Raw genomic sequence first — 17,057 nt, 5'->3', positions numbered from 1 at the left:
CGCAACCGCCCCTCAATTACTTTTGTTCGTCTAAGTACTTAAAAACTTGTTGGCCGGCAATCGCCCCGTCGCCAACGGCCGTGGCCACTTGGCGCAAGAGGGTGTCGCGGACGTCGCCGACCGCAAAGATGCCCGGAATCTTGGTTGCCATCGTCGCGTCGGTTTCGACCCAGCCCTTGGCATTTAAGATCCCGAGGTCCTTAAACGGGGCCGTCATCGGATCGCTGCCGACGTAGATAAAGACCCCGTCGGCGGCCAGTTCACCGGTTTCCCCGGTCACGTTGTTAACGGTCTTGACCCCGGTGACCTTCATGTCATCGCCGACAATTTCGGTCACGCTGGTGTTAAAGATAAATTCCATCTTTGGGTTTTGCATTGCCTTATCTTGGACAATCGGTTGGGCCCGCAGTTGGTCGCGCCGGACCAGGACCGTTACCTTATCCGCCAGTTGGGTCAAGAAGGCCCCTTCTTCGACGGCCGAGTCCCCCCCGCCGACCACGATCAGGTGCTTGTTCTTAAAGAAGGCCCCGTCGCAGACCGCGCAGTAAGAAACCCCGCGGCCGGAAAATTCGGCTTCGCCCGGCACGCCGAGCTTGCGTTGACTCGACCCGGTGGCAATCACGACTGCCTTGGCGGTAAAGACGTCGCCCATGTCGGTCGTGATCTGCTTAACCTCCCCGACGACTTCAACCTTTTCCACCGCGCCATAAGCGTAGTCCGCGCCGAATTGGGTCGCCCCTTCGTACATTTCCTTAGCCAGGTCTGGGCCCATGATCGACTTAAAGCCGGTGTAGTTTTCGATTTCGGCGGTGTTGTTTAAGTTCCCGCCGTAAATCCCGCGGTCAAGCATCAAGACGGACAGGTTGGCCCGGGACGCGTACATGGCTGCCGTCATGCCCCCGGGACCGGCCCCGATTACGATTACATCATAGTTTGTCTGCTTTGTTTCTGCCATCTTTTTTGCTCCTTTATCATTCTGACACGATTTTAAGCTTATCATACTTGTTTTTGGCCTTCCTGTCCATTCTCTTGCTTACTTTTTGTAAGGTTATTTTTAGTAAGCAGCAAACGGTAATGCTTTTGTAACCGGCGCACCGCCTTTTTTTCTGCTATACTCATTTTTGAAGAAATCGTTAAGAAAGGGGGAGTGAAGTGTGATTAAAAAGCGGTGGTTAACGGTCTTAACCAGCCTTGCCCTCAGCCTGGGAGCCTGGGGTGGCGGCCCGACGACTCACGCTGTTGAGCTGCAAACGTCCACCCCAACATCGCTAACCGCTCCCGCAACGCCGGCGGTCAACTCTGCAACGCCGGCCGTGAACGCAACGCCAGCTTCCCTTACCGCCAGTAATCCAACCGTGGTGCTACCCGTCATGGCAGCGCCCCCGGCTCCGGTAGCGCCCCCGCGCAGCCGAACTTCACTGCTAATCAGCCCCGCTGCCCCGGCCCAGCTGACGACCGATACCCCGGCCGCCGACCAGCCAACGCCAGTGGCCGCAGTTCAACCGGTGAAATCAACCGCCGCACTAGCGCCAAGCTCTGCTAAGCCTAGTCCGCCGCCCGCTGTACTAAGTCCGGTCTCACCGGCCGCATCCTCCACGGCGGGCGCGACCTTGGCCCCGCCGCTGACCAACCAGCGCAACATCGCCCCCGCGTCACCCCAGCCTTTACTGGCGCGTGGCCACCACTCTCTCAAACCGAACCTTGCTAAGCCGCCCGTGAGCGCCCCGGCGCTGACCCGGCAGTTACCCCTGAACAGTACCCCCGCAGCGCCACCATACGACCAGCCCCTTTGGCAATGGGGCGTAATTGGCAGTCTCGTGATTTTAATCGGCCTCCTGGGGGGACAAATTGCCCGGTGCCGTTATCCCAAAGCGCCTCCTTCCGAGTAAACTGCGCAAGCAAAAGAAAATGCGCGGCTGAGAAACACTCTGTTTCCCAACCGCGCATTTAATTTAAGCAAAGTGTTTTTTGACCACGTCCGTGGCAATTGCCCCGTAGTGGGCTAAAAAGCCGGCGTATTCGTCATCATAGAGGTAATCCCGGTCGGCTTTTGGATCTTGGGAAGTCAAGATCTTCGGCCCGTCATCGGTGATCACCAGGGTATGTTCGTATTGGCACGACAAGCCCCCATCGGCCGTCTTAGCCAGCCAACCACTCGGGTCGGACGTATCGGCTTTCCACGTCCCGGTGTTAATCATCGGTTCGACGGTAATCGTCATCCCCTTGCGCAGCCGCAAGCCGCGGCCGGCTTCCCCGTAGTGGGGCACCATTGGGTCTTCGTGCATCGTTGGGCCGATCCCGTGACCGACAAATTCACGCACGTCACCGTAGCCGTGTTCATCTTCCGTGTAGTGCTGGATTGCCGCCCCAATGTCACCAAGCCGGTTGCCGACTTGGCACTGGTCGATCCCCAAGTAGAGGGCTTTTTTGGTGACGTCCATCAGTTTGGCAACTTCAGGACTCGCTTGGCCCACTACGTAGGACCAGCAAGAATCAGAATAGGCCCCGTCGAGGTTGACGACCGTATCAACCTTGACCAGGTCGCCCTCCTTTAAGAGCAGCTTCTTGCGGGGGAAACCGTGGCAGATTTCGTCGTTAACACTGACACAGGTGGCGTACTTGTAGCCTTCAAAACCGATTTGGGCGGCAATCGCGCCAGCCTGCTTAAAGTACTTACGGGCAAATTCTTCTAAGACCCAGCTGGAAATGCCCGGCTTGATGATTTGGCGCATCCCCAGGTGCATCCCGGCCAGGACCGCCCCAGATTTTTCCATCGCCCGAATTTCGCGCGGTGATTTTAAACTAATCATTCTAAATGCTTACTCCTTTGATTCCCGTTTTCAACCAACGAGATAAAATAAAACTTCAATCTTAAGTATATCACCAGAATCCAAAAAAGGAGTGTGATATACTTTCTTTGATTACGAATAAGAAAGAAACAGGTGAAGAACATGACAAAAGCAGTGGTAGTGTTTGCTACAATTACTGGCAACAACGAAGACGTTGCCGACCTGATCACCGACGCCCTGGAAAACCTCGGCGTTGACGTTGACGAAAAGGAAATCACGATGGCCGACGTCGCCGATTTTGCTGACGCCGACATCTGTGTGGTCTGCCCCTACACTTACGACGAAGGGGCTCTGCCAGAAGAAGGCTTGGACTTTTATGACGACTTAAAGGAAGCCGACTTAAGTGGTAAGATTTACGGGGTCGCCGGTTCGGGCGATACCTTCTACGCCGATGATTACTGCCGGGCCGTTGATGACTTCGGCGCCGCCTTTGAAAGCGCCGGGGCCACCAAGGGGGCCGAATACGTCCACATCGACCTCGCCCCGGAGGGTGACGACGTCGACACGCTGGACGCCTTTGCCGCCAGCCTGGTTGAAAAGGCGGCGGGCAAGTAATGGCCGCCCTGACTGCCCTGTGGCAGAAGTACAAAAGCATCATCGCCTACCTCTTTTGGGGCGTGGTGACGACGATCGTCAATCTCGCTTCCTACCAGTGGCTGAGTACTGGCTTGCACTGGCACTTTGAGGTGGCGACCGTGATTGCCTGGTTCTTATCGGTCTTGGTGGCCTACTTTACCAATAAGGTCTGGGTCTTTAACTCCCCGTACACCACTTGGCGGGCCTTTTGGGTCGAACTGGTGCAATTCTTCTTCTACCGCGGGTTGACCTTATTGTTAGACATGGCGATTGTCTTTGTCGGGGTCTCGTGGTTAGGCTTTACCTCTCCGCTAGGCCAATTTATCGTCAAGTTGGTTGACAATGTCCTGGTAGTGATTGCCAACTACGTCTTCTCGAAGTGGCTGATCTTTAAAAGCAACGCCAAAATGATGAAAAAATAAGCTGAAAGGCGCCGGAATCATCAAACTTGATGGTTCCGACGCCTTTTTAACGTCCCGGGCTTTAATTTAAGTAAGCCTTCAAAGCTAACGCAAAGTTGCCGACCGTCGCCGAGCCGTTGTGTTTAGCCAGCGGCATCACGATGTATTGGTCGAGGTCGCCGACTTCCACGTAATCATTTAACAAGTCCTTGAATTGGGCGCGGACCTTCTTCAAAAAGGCTTCACTGACCACCCCGCCACCAAAGATAATCTTGGCTGGCCGGAACATCAAGGTCGTATCCAAGGCCGCTTGGGCCACGTAGTACGCCATGATGTCCCAAACAGGATCGGTCAGCGGCACGTCCTTGCCCTTCTTGCCAGTCCGAGCTTCAAAGGTCGGCCCGGCGACCAACCCTTCCAAGCAGTCGCCGTGGAACGGACAGATCCCCTTAAAGTCCAGGTCAGCGGGGTGGCGCTTCAAGCGGATGTGGCCCATTTCCGTGTGGCCAACCTCCCCGACAAACTTACCGTCAATCACGGCCCCGGCGCCGACCCCAGTCCCGATCGTGTAGTAAACCAGGGAATTGATCTTTTGGTTAAAGAGGGTTGAAAGGACATATTCCCCGTAGGCCGAACCATTCACGTCCGTCGTCCAGTAGATCGGTAAATCAAAGGCTTGCTTTAAGGTCCCGACAAAATCGACGTTTGACCACCCCGGCTTGGGCGTATCAGTGATGTAGCCGTACTTAGGCGAATTGTGGCGGATTTCAATCGGCCCAAAGGACGCGACTGAGATTGCCTTTAAGTCTGGGAATTGCTTAAAGTAGTCAATCGTCTTTTGCAAGGTTTCTTCTGGGGTGGTGGTGGGGAATTGGGTCGTATCTTGGATCCGGTAATCTTCATTGCCGACCGCGCAAACAAACTTGGTGCCCCCTGCTTCTACACTTCCGAGTAACATAATATTTCCTCCTTTAACTTGGGTCATGCTCACGGTTGGTCTGGTGTTGCAACCGCTTAACATAAACTGGGAAAAATTACCGCCTGGTCGCCCAGACGGTAACCGTAGTGATTAAATTATTGGTTGTCAGCCATTTCTTGGCGTAACTTGGCCCCGACTTCTTCGTAGCCCGGCTTGCCCAACAGACCAAACATGTTGGTCTTGTAGGCTTCGACCCCTGGTTGGTTGAACGGGTTGATCCCGTTTAAGTACCCTGAGATTGCAATGGCCACTTCAAAGAAGTAGATTAAGTAGCCCAAGGTGAAGGCATCTTCCTTCTCGATGTGGACAGTCATGACCGGTACCCCACCAGCCACGTGAGCCGCCACGACGGCTTCGTAAGCCTTGGTGTTGACCCAATCCATGTTCTTGCCTTCCAGGTAAGCCAACCCGTCAAGGTTGGATTCAGCCGCTGGGATGACTTGATCATGGTTTGGCGTATCCAATTTAACGACCGTTTCCATCAAATTCCGTAGCCCTTCTTGGATGTATTGGCCCAAGGAGTGCAGATCGGTCGTAAAGTTGGCACTGGATGGGTAGATCCCCTTTTGGTCCTTCCCTTCGGATTCACCGGCTAATTGCTTCCACCATTCGGCAAACATCGTCATGTTTGGTTCATAGTTTTCCAGCAGTTCGGTGGTAAAGCCCTTCCGGTACAAGATGTTGCGGTAAGCTGCGTATTGGTAGGCCTCGTTCTTGGTCAGGTCCGGATCCACGTAGGTGTCTTCGGCGGCCTTGGCCCCAGCCATCAGTTGGTCGATGTCGGCCCCCGAAGCGGCAATTGGCAAGAGCCCCACCGCCGTTAAGACGGAGTAGCGGCCGCCGACGCCATCCGGAATCACGAAGGTTTCCCAGCCGGCCGCATCGGCTTCGGTCTTCAAAGCGCCGCGCTGGCGGTCCGTGGTGGCGTAAATCCGGTGGTTGGCTTCTTCTTCCCCGTACTTGTTGACCAGCAGTTCCTTAAAGATCCGGAAGGCAATCGATGGTTCCGTCGTCGTCCCGGACTTGGAAATCACGTTGATCGAGAAGTCCTTGTCACCGATCAGTTCAATCAGATCGTGGACGTAAGAACTGGACAAGGAGTTCCCGGCAAAGACCACCAGCGGAGCCTTCCGGGCAGCTGGGGCTTGCGCTTGATAGAAGCTGTTGTGCAAGAAGTCAATGGCCATCCGGGCACCCAAGTACGAACCCCCGATCCCGATAACGACCAGGACTTCGGAGTCGCTTTGGATCTTTTTAGCGGCCGCCTTAATCCGGGCAAATTCTTCCTTGTCGTAGTCGGTTGGCAAGTGCAGCCAGTCGCGGAAGTCCGCCCCGGCACCCGTGCCTTGCCGCAATTGTTGGTCCGCGGCGTTGACCATTGCTTGCATTTCGCCCAATTCGTTATCGTGAACAAATTGCTTCAACGCTGAACTGTCAAATGATACGTGAGCCATGAATACAAAACCTCTTTCTTCCAAAATCAGTTGGGTTTATTTCTACATAATACGATCATATGCGTTTGTGAACCCGTTTTCAATACGCAAAACGAATTTTTCGTCGCCCTTACCGCCCTAATGGTCAATTGAAAATTTGTGGAAGCGGTTTCTTTTGGTGACGTCTATAATATACCTTACTTCCCAGTGTGTGTCAACCGGTTAATATAAGATTGGGGGTCAGCTTTTTGACCAAATAATTTGACCTTTGCTGACCTACAGAGTAAACTATTCCTATCAGTTAGCAAACCACGCTAACCACTGCTAATTAGGAGGTTAGAAAATGAATCTTGTACCTACTGTCATCGAGCAATCCTCCCGCGGAGAACGCGCTTATGACATTTACTCACGCCTGTTAAAGGACCGGATCATCATGGTATCCGGCCCAATCGAAGACAACATGGCCAACTCGATTGTCGCCCAACTGCTCTTCTTGGACGCCCAAGACTCCACCAAGGACATTTACATGTACATTAACTCCCCAGGTGGGGTGGTTACGGCCGGGATGGCAATTTACGACACGATGAACTTCATCAAGTCCGATGTCCAAACGATCGTGATCGGGATGGCTGCTTCCATGGCCAGTGTATTGGTCTCCTCTGGAGCCAAGGGCAAGCGCTTTGGGCTGCCACACTCCACGGTAATGATCCACCAACCATCTGGTGGGGCCCAAGGGCAACAAACCGAAATTCAAATTGCCGCCGAAGAAATCCTGAAGACCCGCAAGATGCTGAACGAAATCTTGGCGGCCAACTCCGGGCAAACCTTTGAAAAGGTCCAACAAGATACGGAACGGGACAACTTCATGACGGCCCAAGAAGCGGTTGACTATGGTCTGTTAGACGGGATCATGGACAGCAACAGCCTCAAATAATCCAGAAATTTAAAAACGGCTGACGTACCATTTTCGGCACGCCAGCCGTTTTTGTCATCTCCGAAAACTTACTGGGCACTCGCCTGCAACCGCGTAATCCGCTTCTCCAGCGCGGGATGATCTGCCAGTAAGTTGGCCCACCACCGCTGCGGTGGGGCCGCGTTAAAGGCCAGGCTGTTAACCACGAGGTTGGTCGCTTCACCCGGGGCGGGCAGGGCCGCCAACTTTTGTAAAGCGGAGATCAGGCCCCGCGGGTCCCGGGTTAAGTCCGCTGAGCCGGCATCCGCCAAGTATTCACGTTGCCGCGACAGGGCAAAAAACATCAGCTTGGCTAAGGGAAAGCCCAGCACCAGCAAGGGCAGCCCCAAACCCAGCACCGCTACCCCGAAGATCACCAAAACCAATTTCAGCCAACCGCCGACCCGGCTGGCAAATAGCCCCCAGCCAAAGGCGACCAGCGTTACCCCCGTCAGCAAGACCAGCTGAACCAGAGCCGCCGTCAAAGTCGTCACCCGAATGTCGTAATTCCGGATGTGGGCTAATTCGTGGCCGAGCACCCCACGTAGTTCTTCTTGATCCATCATGGCCAAGAGCCCGGCCGTGACCGCTAAGCTAGCGTGCTCCGGATCACGGCCGGTCGCAAAGGCATTCGGCTCTTCGTCGGGCGTAACGTACAAGGCTGGCATTGGCAGCCCGCCCGCCAAGCAGAGTTCTTCAACGAGTTCGTACAAGACGGGGGCGTCCACGCGGCTGACCGCCTGGGCATTGGTGACCCGCATTAAATAGCGGGTCGCGTGGTAGTAAAAGTACCAAACATAGCCGAGCCCAAAGAGGGCAAAGCCCAGGGCCACTTGCCAGCTAACCTGAGCAAACAAAATCGTGATCGCGATTAAAAGCAGCCCGTAGCCGACCAGCACCCAACGGGTATTGCGCTTATTTTGGGCAATTTGGGTAAACAACATGCTTAATTCCTCCAAAAAAGCCAACGCCGAACCTAATCAGCGTTGGCTTTCTAGTTAATTACTTCTTCTTGGCTTTGTCTTCAGCGGCTAACTTCGCCCCTAAAGTCTTAATGTATTCGCGCAATTCGTCCTTGGTTTGCGGATGGTTCAAGCCGTATTCAATGTTGGTTTCCAGCCAGCCAAACTTGTTCCCGGTGTCATAGCGGTCCCCCTTGTATTCGTGGGCAAAGACCCGTTGCGTCTTGTTCAAAGTGTTGATCGCATCGGTTAATTGGATTTCGTTCCCCTTGCCCGGCTTGGTGTTTTCCAAGACGTCAAAGATTTCCGGCGTGAAGACGTACCGGCCGATGATCGCCAGATCGGATGGGGCATCCTTGGGGTCTGGCTTTTCCACGAAGTTGGTAACGTTGTAAAGCCCCGGCTTAACTTCAGCGCTTGGGTTGATCACCCCGTACTTAGCGGTGTCTTCGTGTGGGACCCGCATTACGGCCAAAGTAGAAGCCCCGGTTTCTTGGTAGCTGGTAATCAGTTCCTTGGTCAGCGGGTTGCCATTGCCGTTGATGTTGTTCAAGTCGTCACCGAGCATCACCACGAATGGTTCGTCGCCAATGAAGGCCCGCGCCGTCAAAACGGCGTCCCCCAAGCCCCGTGGGTGGGATTGACGAATGAAGTAGATGTTGATGTCGGTCGTTTCTTCCACCAACTTCAGCATTTCGTCCTTGTGCTTGGAACGCAGGTTGTCTTCCAATTCTGGATTGGAGTCGAAGTGGTCTTCGATTGAGCGCTTGTTCTTGCCGTCGACCACGACGATATCTTCAATCCCGGATTGGCGGGCTTCTTCGACGATAAATTGGATCGTTGGCTTATCCACGATCGGCAGCATTTCCTTGGCTAAGGCCTTGGTGGCTGGTAAGAAGCGGGTCCCCAAGCCCGCGGCTGGAATAATTGCTTTCCGTACTTGTTTCATAATTTAACTAACCCTCCGTAAATCTATTTGCATGCGCTACCATTTTACCATATTTACTCGACTTCGGACGTAACTTCTCGGCTCATCAGGTTTTTAATCGCCGTTTCGACGTTTTCGTCTTCGTATAAGACCCGGTAGATCGCTTCGGTAATCGGCATTTTAACGTGCCGTTTTTGAGCTAATTCGAAGGCCGCCTTGGTGGTGTAGACCCCTTCAATCACCATCCCCATTTGTTCAATCACGTCCTTGAGCGGCTTGCCCTGACCCAGTTGGTAACCCGCGCGCCAGTTGCGCGAGTTCTTGCTGGTGGCGGTCACCACCAAGTCGCCAACGCCAGATAACCCAATGAAGGTCAGCGGATTAGCCCCAAAGGCTACCCCCAAGCGCCGGATTTCGGCCAGGCCCCGGGTAATCAAGGCCGCCCGGGCATTGTCATGGTAGCCCAGCCCTTGCAAGGCGCCCGCCCCAATCGAAATAATGTTTTTCAGCGCGGCCCCAAATTCCGCCCCGATCACATCGTCATTGGTGTAAACCCGGAAATATTGGTTACTAAAGAGGCTTTGCAACAATTCGGCACTGGCCAAGTCTTCACTGGCCGCCGTGACCGCCGTCATGTCATGAATGGCCACACTTTCGGCATGGCTTGGCCCCGACAGGACCACGATCGCTTGCCGGTTGGCAGCCGGAATTTCTTCCGCTAAAATTTCTGACGGCCGCTTGTAGGTCGCTTGTTCCAACCCCTTTGTCGCGTGGGTAATTACCGGTTGGTCCCCACTAGCCGCCAATACTTGGGCTAATTGATGGCTGACTTGGCGCAAGCCCTTGGTTGGGATTACCACTAAGACCACTTGGGCCCCCGTAACGGCGGCGGCCATGTCTGTCGTCGCGTGTAAAGCCGGCTGATAGGTAAAGTCCGCTAAATACTTTTGGTTCGTGTGGTGCTCATTTAATTCAGCCACCTGATCCGGGTTCCGGGACCACAACTGGACTTGATGGCCATTTTCTGCTAACACATTGGCCAAAACGCTCCCCCAGGAGCCTGCCCCTAAGACGGCAATCTGTTTTTTCATCATTCTTTCCTCCAATTCCGCTTAAGCGGCGTACCATGGCAACGTACGCTGGCGCCGCCGGTAAACAACGGCGCCCAACGCAATGACAAACAAAAGCACGGACAAGCCCTGCGAAAAGCGCACCGGCCCCAACATTAAACTGTCCGTCCGCATCCCTTCAATAAAGAAGCGGCCAAAGGCATACCAGGCCACGTAAGCTAAGAACACCTCGCCCCGCTTAAAGAAGTGGCGCCGGTGCCGCAACAACATCAACAGGACAAAACCGGTCAGATCCCAACTCGATTCATACAAGAAGGTCGGTACCCGGTAAGCCCCGCCGATATACATTTGATTAATCACCCAGGCTGGTAAGTGTTGGGCCATTAGGGCTGCTTTGGTGGTTACTCCCCCAAAGGCTTCCTGGTTAAAGAAATTTCCCCACCGGCCCAGGCCTTGGGCCATGATAACCGTCGGGGCGATAATATCCAAGAACTGCCAGGCTGAGCGCTGCTGGCGGCGACAATACCACCATAGCACGGCAGCGCCCCCGAGCAAGCCCCCATAGATGGCGATCCCGCCGTCCCAAATGGCAATAATTTCACTCGGGTGCAACCGGTAATACGACCATTGAAAAATCACGTAGTACAAGCGGGCACAAACCAAGGCGACAGGCAAGGCATACAACAAGAAATCATAAAAGGCGTCTTCTTCAATGCCTTGGCGTCTTCCTTCTCGAATTGATAAGACTAGGGCCAAAACCACGCCAGTAGCAATAATCACCCCGTACCAGTGGACCTGCAAAGCGCCCCACTGCCAAGCGATCGGATTAAGCGCAGCTTTAATCATGACTGCCCCCAGTTTGGTTGGCCTGGGAGTTTTGTTTGATCAACCGGTTTAGGTTCTCGTCAAAGGTCTTGGTCGCATCGTACCCCATCGTTTCCGCCCGGTAGTTCATCGCTGCAGATTCGATGATGATCGCCAGGTTCCGCCCCGTTTTAACTGGTACGGAAACCTTTGGCACTTCAACATCCAAAATCATTTGGGTATCGCCACGGTCACCCAAGCGATCAAAATGGGTATCCGGCGTCCAAGTCTCCAAGTGCACAATCAAATCAATCGTATCTTGCGGCATCACGGCCCCAGAACCATACAGGGTCATAACGTTGATGATCCCAATCCCCCGAATTTCCATCAGGTGTTCCAAAATCATCGGAGCTTCGCCGACTAAGGTCTGTTCATCACGCGCGTAGACTTCAACCCGGTCGTCGGCGACCAAGCGGTGCCCCCGCCGGACCAATTCTAAGGCCGTTTCACTCTTGCCGACCCCGGAGTCACCAGTGATCAAGACCCCGACCCCGGCAATGTCGACCAACACCCCGTGCAGGGATTGACGCTTGGCAAGCCGCGCCACCAAGTAAGAGGTCATGTTCCCCAAGATCCGCGATGAAGTCAGCGGCGTGCCTAGAATCGGAATGTGGGCGGCTTTAGCGGCCGCCTTTAGTTCTGGCATTACCGGCAGATCGGTTGAAACCACAAAACACGGCGTGGCGGGCATACACATCCGCTCTAAGTACTCCTTGCGCTTTTCGTGGCCAATCTCCTTGGCAAAGGATGTTTCCGTAATTCCCAACAATTGAATCCGCATCGCCGGGTAGTGCTTAAAGTACCCCGCAAACTCGAGGGCCGGGCGACAAATATCACTGGTCGTAATAGGCCGGTCCAGGTACTCTTCCCCCTGCAAGACGGACAAGCGCACGTTTTTGGCCAAATCAGCGACCGTAACTGAATCAGGCATAGCTGCCTCCTTTCAAAAATCCCTTGAGCCCCACTAGTCTAAAAAATGGCTGCTCAAGATGGCATTGCAAACAGACATTAATAAGGCAATCAAGATTGCCGACCACAGCGAGGAAAAGCGAAAATAATCTTCCCCCAGCACATAAGAAGTCAACATCAACATGACGCCATTTAACACAAAACTGAATAAGCCCAACGTCAAAAGGTGGATGGGAAACGACAAGATGAACAAAATTGGTTTGACCAACAGGTTCAACAGGGCCAAGACCAAACTGGCCAAAATCGCCACGCCCAAGCTGCTGACGTAAAAAGCCCCCGTTTGAGCAAACAGGCCGGCCAGGGCCACAAATAAAATGGTGTTGAGTAAAATCTCTTTTAAAAAATTCATGCCCCGCTACCCCTTTGGCTCAATGTCGTGTTCTTCAACATCATGCAATTCCTTACGCTTCCGCGGGGCAGCTTTGGGCGCCGCCCCCGGGCCAAAGAAGTTGGACCAAGCCGGGGCTTGGGGATCAGCGGGCATCGCTAAGGTCATTAACAAGTAGATGATTAACTCGGGGACAATTTGCGTCACCAGGGTAAACCCCACAAACCCTAACCGAAAAATCACGGGCTTGACCCCAAAATAAGCACCTAAGCCCCCACAAACGCCACTTAACCGCCGGTCGGTGGCCGAACGCGTTAACCGCCGGGACTGGCCATGTCGACTTGCCATCGTTACCTGCTCCTTTCCAAAGTCAGTTGTCTTAATTGTCTTAATCTTACTTTCTCCGTTAGCAGAACGCAATTAATCCTGAGTCTTTTGACTTAACTTCCATTGTAAGAAGGCATTGATGAACGGATCCAGGTTTCCGTCCATGACCCCTTGAACATCGTGGGTCTCGTAACTGGTCCGGTTGTCTTTAACCAGGGAATACGGGTGAAAGACGTACGAGCGAATTTGCGACCCCCAGCCAATTTCCGCTTGTTCCCCTTCCAGTTGCGCCCGTTCCTGGGCCTTTTTTTCCTGTTCCAATTCATACAACTTCGACTTCAGCATGTTCATCGCCGTCACCCGGTTTTGCAGCTGGGAACGTTCCGCCTGGGACGCCGTGACAATCCCGGTTGGCAAGTGGGTAATCCGGACCGCCGATTCCGTCTTGTTAATGTGTTGGCCCCCGGCCCCACTCGAACGGAAGGTATCAATCCGTAAGTCGGCGGGATCAATGTTGACCTCCACGTCATCATCCAATTCCGGCATGACGTCGACTGAAGCAAAGGAAGTATGCCGTCGGTTAGCCGAATCAAAGGGCGAAATCCGCACCAAGCGGTGCACCCCTTTTTCTGGATGCAGGTAACCATAAGCATTGTGGCCCTTGATCAAGAGGGTCACGCTCTTGATCCCGGCTTCTTCACCAGCTTCATAGTTCGCCACTTCAACCGTAAAGTGGTGCTGGTCCGCCCACCGCGTGTACATCCGCAACAACATTTCGCCCCAGTCCTGGGCTTCTGTCCCCCCGGCCCCCGGGTGAATTTCTAAAATGGCATCCTTGGCGTCATATGGTTCACTTAAGAGCTGACTCAACCGGTAGGCTTCTAGCTGCGCTTGGGTCGTTTTCAAGTTGGTGGCTAGCTCCGCGGCCAAGGCCGGATCGGCTTCCAACTCCAATAATTCAATCGTGTCGGCCAAATCCCGCACGGCGGCTTGGAGGTCCGTAAACGTATCCCGCCGCTCCTTCAATTCATTATTTTGGGCGATCAATTTTTGGGCCGCTTGTTGATCTTGCCAAAAGTCCGGCTCGGCCATCCGGTGTTCGTTTAAGGCGATGCTTTCATTCAAGGCATCTAAGTCAAAGAGACCTCCCGAAGCGCGCAATCTGTGATTGCATGGCTTCTAACTGCTTTTTTGCTTCACTTAATTCCATGATTACTCCTTTATTTTGGGTCTGGCAAAACGGCGTTTAAACGAAAATGAGCGCCCCAATGCAAAGTTCCCCTTGCGATTGGGAACGCCCCGATCGTTAACGTTAGGCTTTAACGAGTGACATTTTGCCGAATTTCCGACTTCATAAAGAGCCGGGTCGTTTCGTATTCAATATCGGCAATCATCTGTTCAAACATGTGGTAACCCGCGGTTTGGTATTCGACCAGCGGATTCAACTGGCCGTATCCCCGCAGCCCAACCGACTGCCGGAATTGGTCCATGACGTCAATGTGATCAGTCCAGTGTGAATCCACCACCCGCAAGATGACGACTTTTTCAAATTCCAGCATTTGGGCTGCGTCGTAGAGCTGCCGCTGCTTATCCTTGTAGACCCCTTCGGCCAGGCTCATCAAGTAATTAACGATTTGGTCGGCATCCTTGCCCACTAAATCGCGCATACTGATCTGGTCGGGCTTGACCAAGACCTCGGTCGCAAAGTCCAAGATCCCTTGTAATTGCCAGTCTTCCGGGTTCCCTAAGGTGTGTTGGTCAACTTCGCGTTGGATCGTCCGCTTGACCATCGGCATCAAGACCCACTTCAATGATTGCTTTTCCGTAATCACTTGTTGCCGTTCTTTGTAGATGATTTCCCGCTGTTCACGCATCACATCATCGTATTGCAACACATTTTTCCGCGAGTCGTAGTTGTTCCCTTCGACCCGCTTTTGCGCGGATTCAACCTGGCGGGTCAAAAAGCGGCTCTTGATAACGGCGTCTTCGCCATCTACCTTCATCCGTTCCAAGAAGGCCTTGATCCGCTCACCCCCGAACCGCTTCATTAAATCGTCTTCCAGGGAAAGGTAGAACTGGGACAAGCCCGGGTCCCCTTGCCGGCCCGAACGGCCCCGCAGTTGGTTATCAATCCGGCGCGATTCGTGCCGTTCGGTCCCGATCACTGCCAGCCCGCCGAGTTCCTTGACCCCTGGTCCGAGCTTGATGTCAGTCCCCCGCCCGGCCATGTTGGTCGCAATCGTGACGGCGCCCACTTGCCCAGCGTTCTTGACAATTTCGGCTTCCTTCGCGTGGTTCTTTGCGTTTAAGACCACGTGGGGAATCTTTTCTTGGTCTAACAGGTGTGACAAGTATTCGGAAGTTTCGACGGCCACCGTCCCGACTAAGACCGGCTGCCCCTTTTCGTGCAAGGCCTTGATCCGCTTGACCACCGCCGTAAACTTGCTTTCCAACGTCGGGTACAGCAAGTCGGGTTCGTCTTGCCGGGCAACCGGCCGGTTCGTCGGAATCGAAATCGTTTCCATGTTGTAGATTTCCCGGAATTCTTCCATTTCGGTCCGGGCCGTCCCAGTCATCCCCGCCAGTTTACTGTACATCCGGAACAGGTTTTGGTAGGTGATGTTGGCCATCGTCTTGTTTTCTTCCTGGATTTCCACGTGTTCCTTGGCTTCGATGGCTTGGTGCAAACCATCGGAGAAGCGCCGGCCTTCCATTACCCGCCCGGTGAAGGAGTCCACGATCAAGACTTCACCGTTGGAAACCACGTAGTCCTTATCCTTTAACATGATGTAATTGGCCCGCAAGGCTTGATCCAAGTGGTGGGTCAAGGCGGTGTTGTCGGGATCATAGAGGTTCTTCAAGTTAAAGTATTTTTCAGCCTTTTGGATCCCTTCGTCCGTCAAAGCGACCGTCTTGGATTCCAAGTCGATCTTGTAATCCTGCTCTTCTTGCAGTTTCTTAACGAAACGGTCCGTTTGTTGGTAGAGCTTGGACGTCCCCGTCCCGGGACCGGAAATAATCAAGGGCGTCCGCGCTTCGTCAATTAAAATGGAGTCCACTTCGTCGACCAAGGCAAAGTTTAACCCCCGTTGCACCTGGTCTTCTTGGTAGACCGCCATGTTGTCACGCAAGTAGTCAAACCCGATTTCACTGTTAGTCGAGTACATAATGTCGGCTTGGTAAGCTGCCCTCTTTTCATCCGGCGTCTTTTCGGTCCCATTGACCCCAACCGAGCACCCCAGCCAGTTGTACAGTTGCCCCATTTCTTCGGCGTCCCGCTCTGACAGGTATTCGTTAACCGTGATTACGTGAACCCCTTTCCCACTCAGGGCGTTTAAGTACACCGGCATTGTGGCCGTTAAGGTCTTCCCTTCCCCGGTCTTCATTTCTGCGATGTTCCCCTCATGCAGGACAATTCCCCCCATGATTTGAACGTGGAACGGGTACAACCCCAAGACCCGCTTGGCCCCTTCCCGGGCCACCGCAAAGGCTTCGGGCAACAAGTGATCCAGATCTTCTCCTTGTTCTTGAACCCGCTTTTTAAATTCCGTTGTCTTCGCTTTTAACTGGTCATCAGAGAGCGCCGCCATCTGATCGGCATAGCTTTCCACCTTATTTGCGATTTTATTGATCCGGCGCAATTCCCGCCGGTCACTTTCAATCCACTTTCTGAGTATGTTCGCCATTAATGCGTCCTGTCCTTCCTCATCAGATTTGCCGGCCGTAGTTACCTAAAATAACCGGTATTTTTCCATTCTAATTTAAAATTCACAAAGTCCATTTTAACATGATCAATATGCAATTGAAACTAAGATAATAGATTCCTGCTAGCTTGATATATAACGGTATCATCTAACACCATATCAAATTACGGCTTAGGCAACCCTTGTTCTCAACCTACTTTAATCAACCCATCCACGCCAAAGCGCACGTCCATCGTCAAGTGACGACTTTCTCCGGGACAACTTTACGATCAGTTCGGCAGTTGAACTTCTTTCGGAATCTTTTGGAAATGGTCGACCCTAGAATCGCAAGGACCATTTGACTGGACATAATCCGATGCCCGCTATCCCGTCCGCAAACGCATTCGGGACTACTTTTTTGATGATTTGTAAGGCGCCGTTCACGTCGGCGTTGATCTTTTGACCGGTATCAGCCCGGTAGAGACCACGCTTCAGACGCCGTTTCGCTGGGCTTAACCCCTTGCGGTTCCGCGCCTGATCGCCATTTTCACGAATCGGTTCTTCTTTATCTAAGAAGGAGGTTTGGCTGGTGTAGGCCTCGCTGTGCTGAATGACCACGATCCCGGCTAAATTGGCCTTGTATTTGATCAAATTGATCATAGTTTGGTGCGGAATCCCAATAAAGTTTTGGTTATTTCGCTTACCCATTTGTGAGCGTTGCTTCTGCCCCTTATTC

At 53.3% G+C, this 17,057-nt stretch carries 18 protein-coding genes; 4 read left to right on the top strand and 14 right to left on the bottom strand.

Annotated features, from left to right (window positions below):
* Positions 1-16 precede the first annotated feature (16 nt).
* Positions 17-955, bottom strand: coding sequence for a thioredoxin-disulfide reductase (trxB, locus tag FC43_RS05480; protein ID WP_019206869.1), 939 nt, complete (start codon positions 953-955; stop codon positions 17-19).
* A 199-nt stretch (positions 956-1,154) separates the two neighbouring features.
* On the opposite strand from trxB, the gene FC43_RS05475 reads away from it, so the two are divergent.
* On the top strand, positions 1,155-1,889 hold the full coding sequence (locus FC43_RS05475; protein WP_056954744.1) for a hypothetical protein: 735 nt from the start codon (positions 1,155-1,157) through the stop codon (positions 1,887-1,889).
* Between the two features lie 63 nt (positions 1,890-1,952).
* Here the strand turns inward: FC43_RS05475 and map are convergent, their stop codons facing one another.
* Positions 1,953-2,810, bottom strand: a complete 858-nt coding sequence (gene map / locus FC43_RS05470; protein WP_056954742.1) for a type I methionyl aminopeptidase — start codon at positions 2,808-2,810, stop codon at positions 1,953-1,955.
* 141 nt (positions 2,811-2,951) lie between these two features.
* On the opposite strand from map, the gene FC43_RS05465 reads away from it, so the two are divergent.
* Together FC43_RS05465 and FC43_RS05460 are read left to right on the top strand one after the other, a co-directional pair.
* Positions 2,952-3,404, top strand: a complete 453-nt coding sequence (locus FC43_RS05465) for a flavodoxin (protein ID WP_056954740.1) — start codon at positions 2,952-2,954, stop codon at positions 3,402-3,404.
* Positions 3,404-3,847 carry a GtrA family protein gene (locus FC43_RS05460; protein ID WP_056954737.1) on the top strand — a complete coding sequence of 148 codons (444 nt, stop codon included), beginning with the start codon at positions 3,404-3,406 and terminating at the stop codon, positions 3,845-3,847. Before FC43_RS05465 ends, FC43_RS05460 begins: the two co-directional genes overlap by 1 nt.
* 61 nt (positions 3,848-3,908) lie before the next feature.
* On the opposite strand, the gene scrK is transcribed toward FC43_RS05460, so the two are convergent.
* Positions 3,909-4,784, bottom strand: coding sequence for a fructokinase ScrK (gene scrK / locus FC43_RS05455; protein WP_056954735.1), 876 nt, complete (start codon positions 4,782-4,784; stop codon positions 3,909-3,911).
* Between the two features lie 116 nt (positions 4,785-4,900).
* Entirely contained in the window at positions 4,901-6,259 is a 1,359-nt protein-coding gene (locus tag FC43_RS05450) for a glucose-6-phosphate isomerase (RefSeq protein ID WP_056954732.1), read from the bottom strand.
* Positions 6,260-6,581: 322 nt separating this feature from the next.
* Between FC43_RS05450 and clpP the strand changes: the two genes are divergently transcribed.
* A complete protein-coding gene (clpP, locus tag FC43_RS05445) occupies positions 6,582-7,172 on the top strand; it encodes an ATP-dependent Clp endopeptidase proteolytic subunit ClpP (protein WP_040470195.1) in 591 nt (196 codons plus the stop codon).
* Between the two features lie 68 nt (positions 7,173-7,240).
* Here clpP and FC43_RS05440 read toward each other — a convergent pair whose 3' ends face one another.
* From FC43_RS05440 to FC43_RS11370, 10 genes are all read right to left on the bottom strand, one after another.
* Positions 7,241-8,134 carry a M48 family metallopeptidase gene (locus tag FC43_RS05440; RefSeq protein ID WP_056954730.1) on the bottom strand — a complete coding sequence of 298 codons (894 nt, stop codon included), beginning with the start codon at positions 8,132-8,134 and terminating at the stop codon, positions 7,241-7,243.
* Positions 8,135-8,192: 58 nt separating this feature from the next.
* Positions 8,193-9,101, bottom strand: coding sequence for a UTP--glucose-1-phosphate uridylyltransferase GalU (galU, locus tag FC43_RS05435; RefSeq protein ID WP_019206877.1), 909 nt, complete (start codon positions 9,099-9,101; stop codon positions 8,193-8,195).
* A gap of 53 nt (positions 9,102-9,154) precedes the next feature.
* Entirely contained in the window at positions 9,155-10,171 is a 1,017-nt protein-coding gene (locus FC43_RS05430) for an NAD(P)H-dependent glycerol-3-phosphate dehydrogenase (protein ID WP_056954728.1), read from the bottom strand.
* Positions 10,172-10,192: 21 nt separating this feature from the next.
* On the bottom strand, positions 10,193-10,996 hold the full coding sequence (gene lgt, locus FC43_RS05425) for a prolipoprotein diacylglyceryl transferase (protein ID WP_056954726.1): 804 nt from the start codon (positions 10,994-10,996) through the stop codon (positions 10,193-10,195).
* A complete protein-coding gene (gene hprK / locus FC43_RS05420) occupies positions 10,989-11,945 on the bottom strand; it encodes an HPr(Ser) kinase/phosphatase (protein WP_019206880.1) in 957 nt (318 codons plus the stop codon). Before hprK ends, lgt begins: the two co-directional genes overlap by 8 nt.
* 33 nt (positions 11,946-11,978) lie before the next feature.
* Positions 11,979-12,332 (bottom strand): phage holin family protein, encoded by a 354-nt coding sequence (locus FC43_RS05415; protein WP_056954724.1) that lies wholly within the window; start codon positions 12,330-12,332, stop codon positions 11,979-11,981.
* 6 nt (positions 12,333-12,338) lie between these two features.
* On the bottom strand, positions 12,339-12,659 hold the full coding sequence (locus FC43_RS05410) for a PspC domain-containing protein (RefSeq protein WP_056954722.1): 321 nt from the start codon (positions 12,657-12,659) through the stop codon (positions 12,339-12,341).
* Between the two features lie 72 nt (positions 12,660-12,731).
* Positions 12,732-13,848 (bottom strand): peptide chain release factor 2 gene (prfB, locus tag FC43_RS05405; RefSeq protein WP_191979096.1). Its coding sequence is split into 2 segments (ribosomal slippage): positions 12,732-13,775 and positions 13,777-13,848, totalling 1,116 coding nucleotides; the frame shifts between segments, so codons are not numbered across the junction.
* Between the two features lie 109 nt (positions 13,849-13,957).
* Complete coding sequence (secA, locus tag FC43_RS05400; RefSeq protein WP_056954720.1) at positions 13,958-16,324, bottom strand: preprotein translocase subunit SecA; 2,367 nt, start codon at positions 16,322-16,324, stop codon at positions 13,958-13,960.
* Between the two features lie 336 nt (positions 16,325-16,660).
* Positions 16,661-17,057, bottom strand: a 397-nt coding sequence (locus tag FC43_RS11370) for a transposase (protein ID WP_235807595.1), incomplete at its 5' end; no start/stop codon positions are given.

The sequence above is a fragment of the Limosilactobacillus ingluviei DSM 15946 genome, from assembly GCF_001435775.1.
Taxonomy (GTDB): domain Bacteria; phylum Bacillota; class Bacilli; order Lactobacillales; family Lactobacillaceae; genus Limosilactobacillus; species Limosilactobacillus ingluviei.
This window is presented reverse-complemented; position numbering and strand designations above follow the sequence as displayed.

Coding starts and splice junctions, on each gene's coding strand:
- FC43_RS05460 (WP_056954737.1), top strand. CDS start 3,404: ATGGCCGCCCTGACTGCCCTGTGGCAGAAGTACAAAAGCATCATCGCC.
- lgt (WP_056954726.1), bottom strand. CDS start 10,996: ATGATTAAAGCTGCGCTTAATCCGATCGCTTGGCAGTGGGGCGCTTTG.
- FC43_RS05430 (WP_056954728.1), bottom strand. CDS start 10,171: ATGAAAAAACAGATTGCCGTCTTAGGGGCAGGCTCCTGGGGGAGCGTT.
- FC43_RS05415 (WP_056954724.1), bottom strand. CDS start 12,332: ATGAATTTTTTAAAAGAGATTTTACTCAACACCATTTTATTTGTGGCC.
- scrK (WP_056954735.1), bottom strand. CDS start 4,784: ATGTTACTCGGAAGTGTAGAAGCAGGGGGCACCAAGTTTGTTTGCGCG.
- FC43_RS05410 (WP_056954722.1), bottom strand. CDS start 12,659: ATGGCAAGTCGACATGGCCAGTCCCGGCGGTTAACGCGTTCGGCCACC.
- map (WP_056954742.1), bottom strand. CDS start 2,810: ATGATTAGTTTAAAATCACCGCGCGAAATTCGGGCGATGGAAAAATCT.
- FC43_RS05450 (WP_056954732.1), bottom strand. CDS start 6,259: ATGGCTCACGTATCATTTGACAGTTCAGCGTTGAAGCAATTTGTTCAC.
- FC43_RS05440 (WP_056954730.1), bottom strand. CDS start 8,134: ATGTTGTTTACCCAAATTGCCCAAAATAAGCGCAATACCCGTTGGGTG.
- hprK (WP_019206880.1), bottom strand. CDS start 11,945: ATGCCTGATTCAGTTACGGTCGCTGATTTGGCCAAAAACGTGCGCTTG.
- galU (WP_019206877.1), bottom strand. CDS start 9,101: ATGAAACAAGTACGGAAAGCAATTATTCCAGCCGCGGGCTTGGGGACC.
- clpP (WP_040470195.1), top strand. CDS start 6,582: ATGAATCTTGTACCTACTGTCATCGAGCAATCCTCCCGCGGAGAACGC.
- secA (WP_056954720.1), bottom strand. CDS start 16,324: ATGGCGAACATACTCAGAAAGTGGATTGAAAGTGACCGGCGGGAATTG.
- trxB (WP_019206869.1), bottom strand. CDS start 955: ATGGCAGAAACAAAGCAGACAAACTATGATGTAATCGTAATCGGGGCC.
- FC43_RS05465 (WP_056954740.1), top strand. CDS start 2,952: ATGACAAAAGCAGTGGTAGTGTTTGCTACAATTACTGGCAACAACGAA.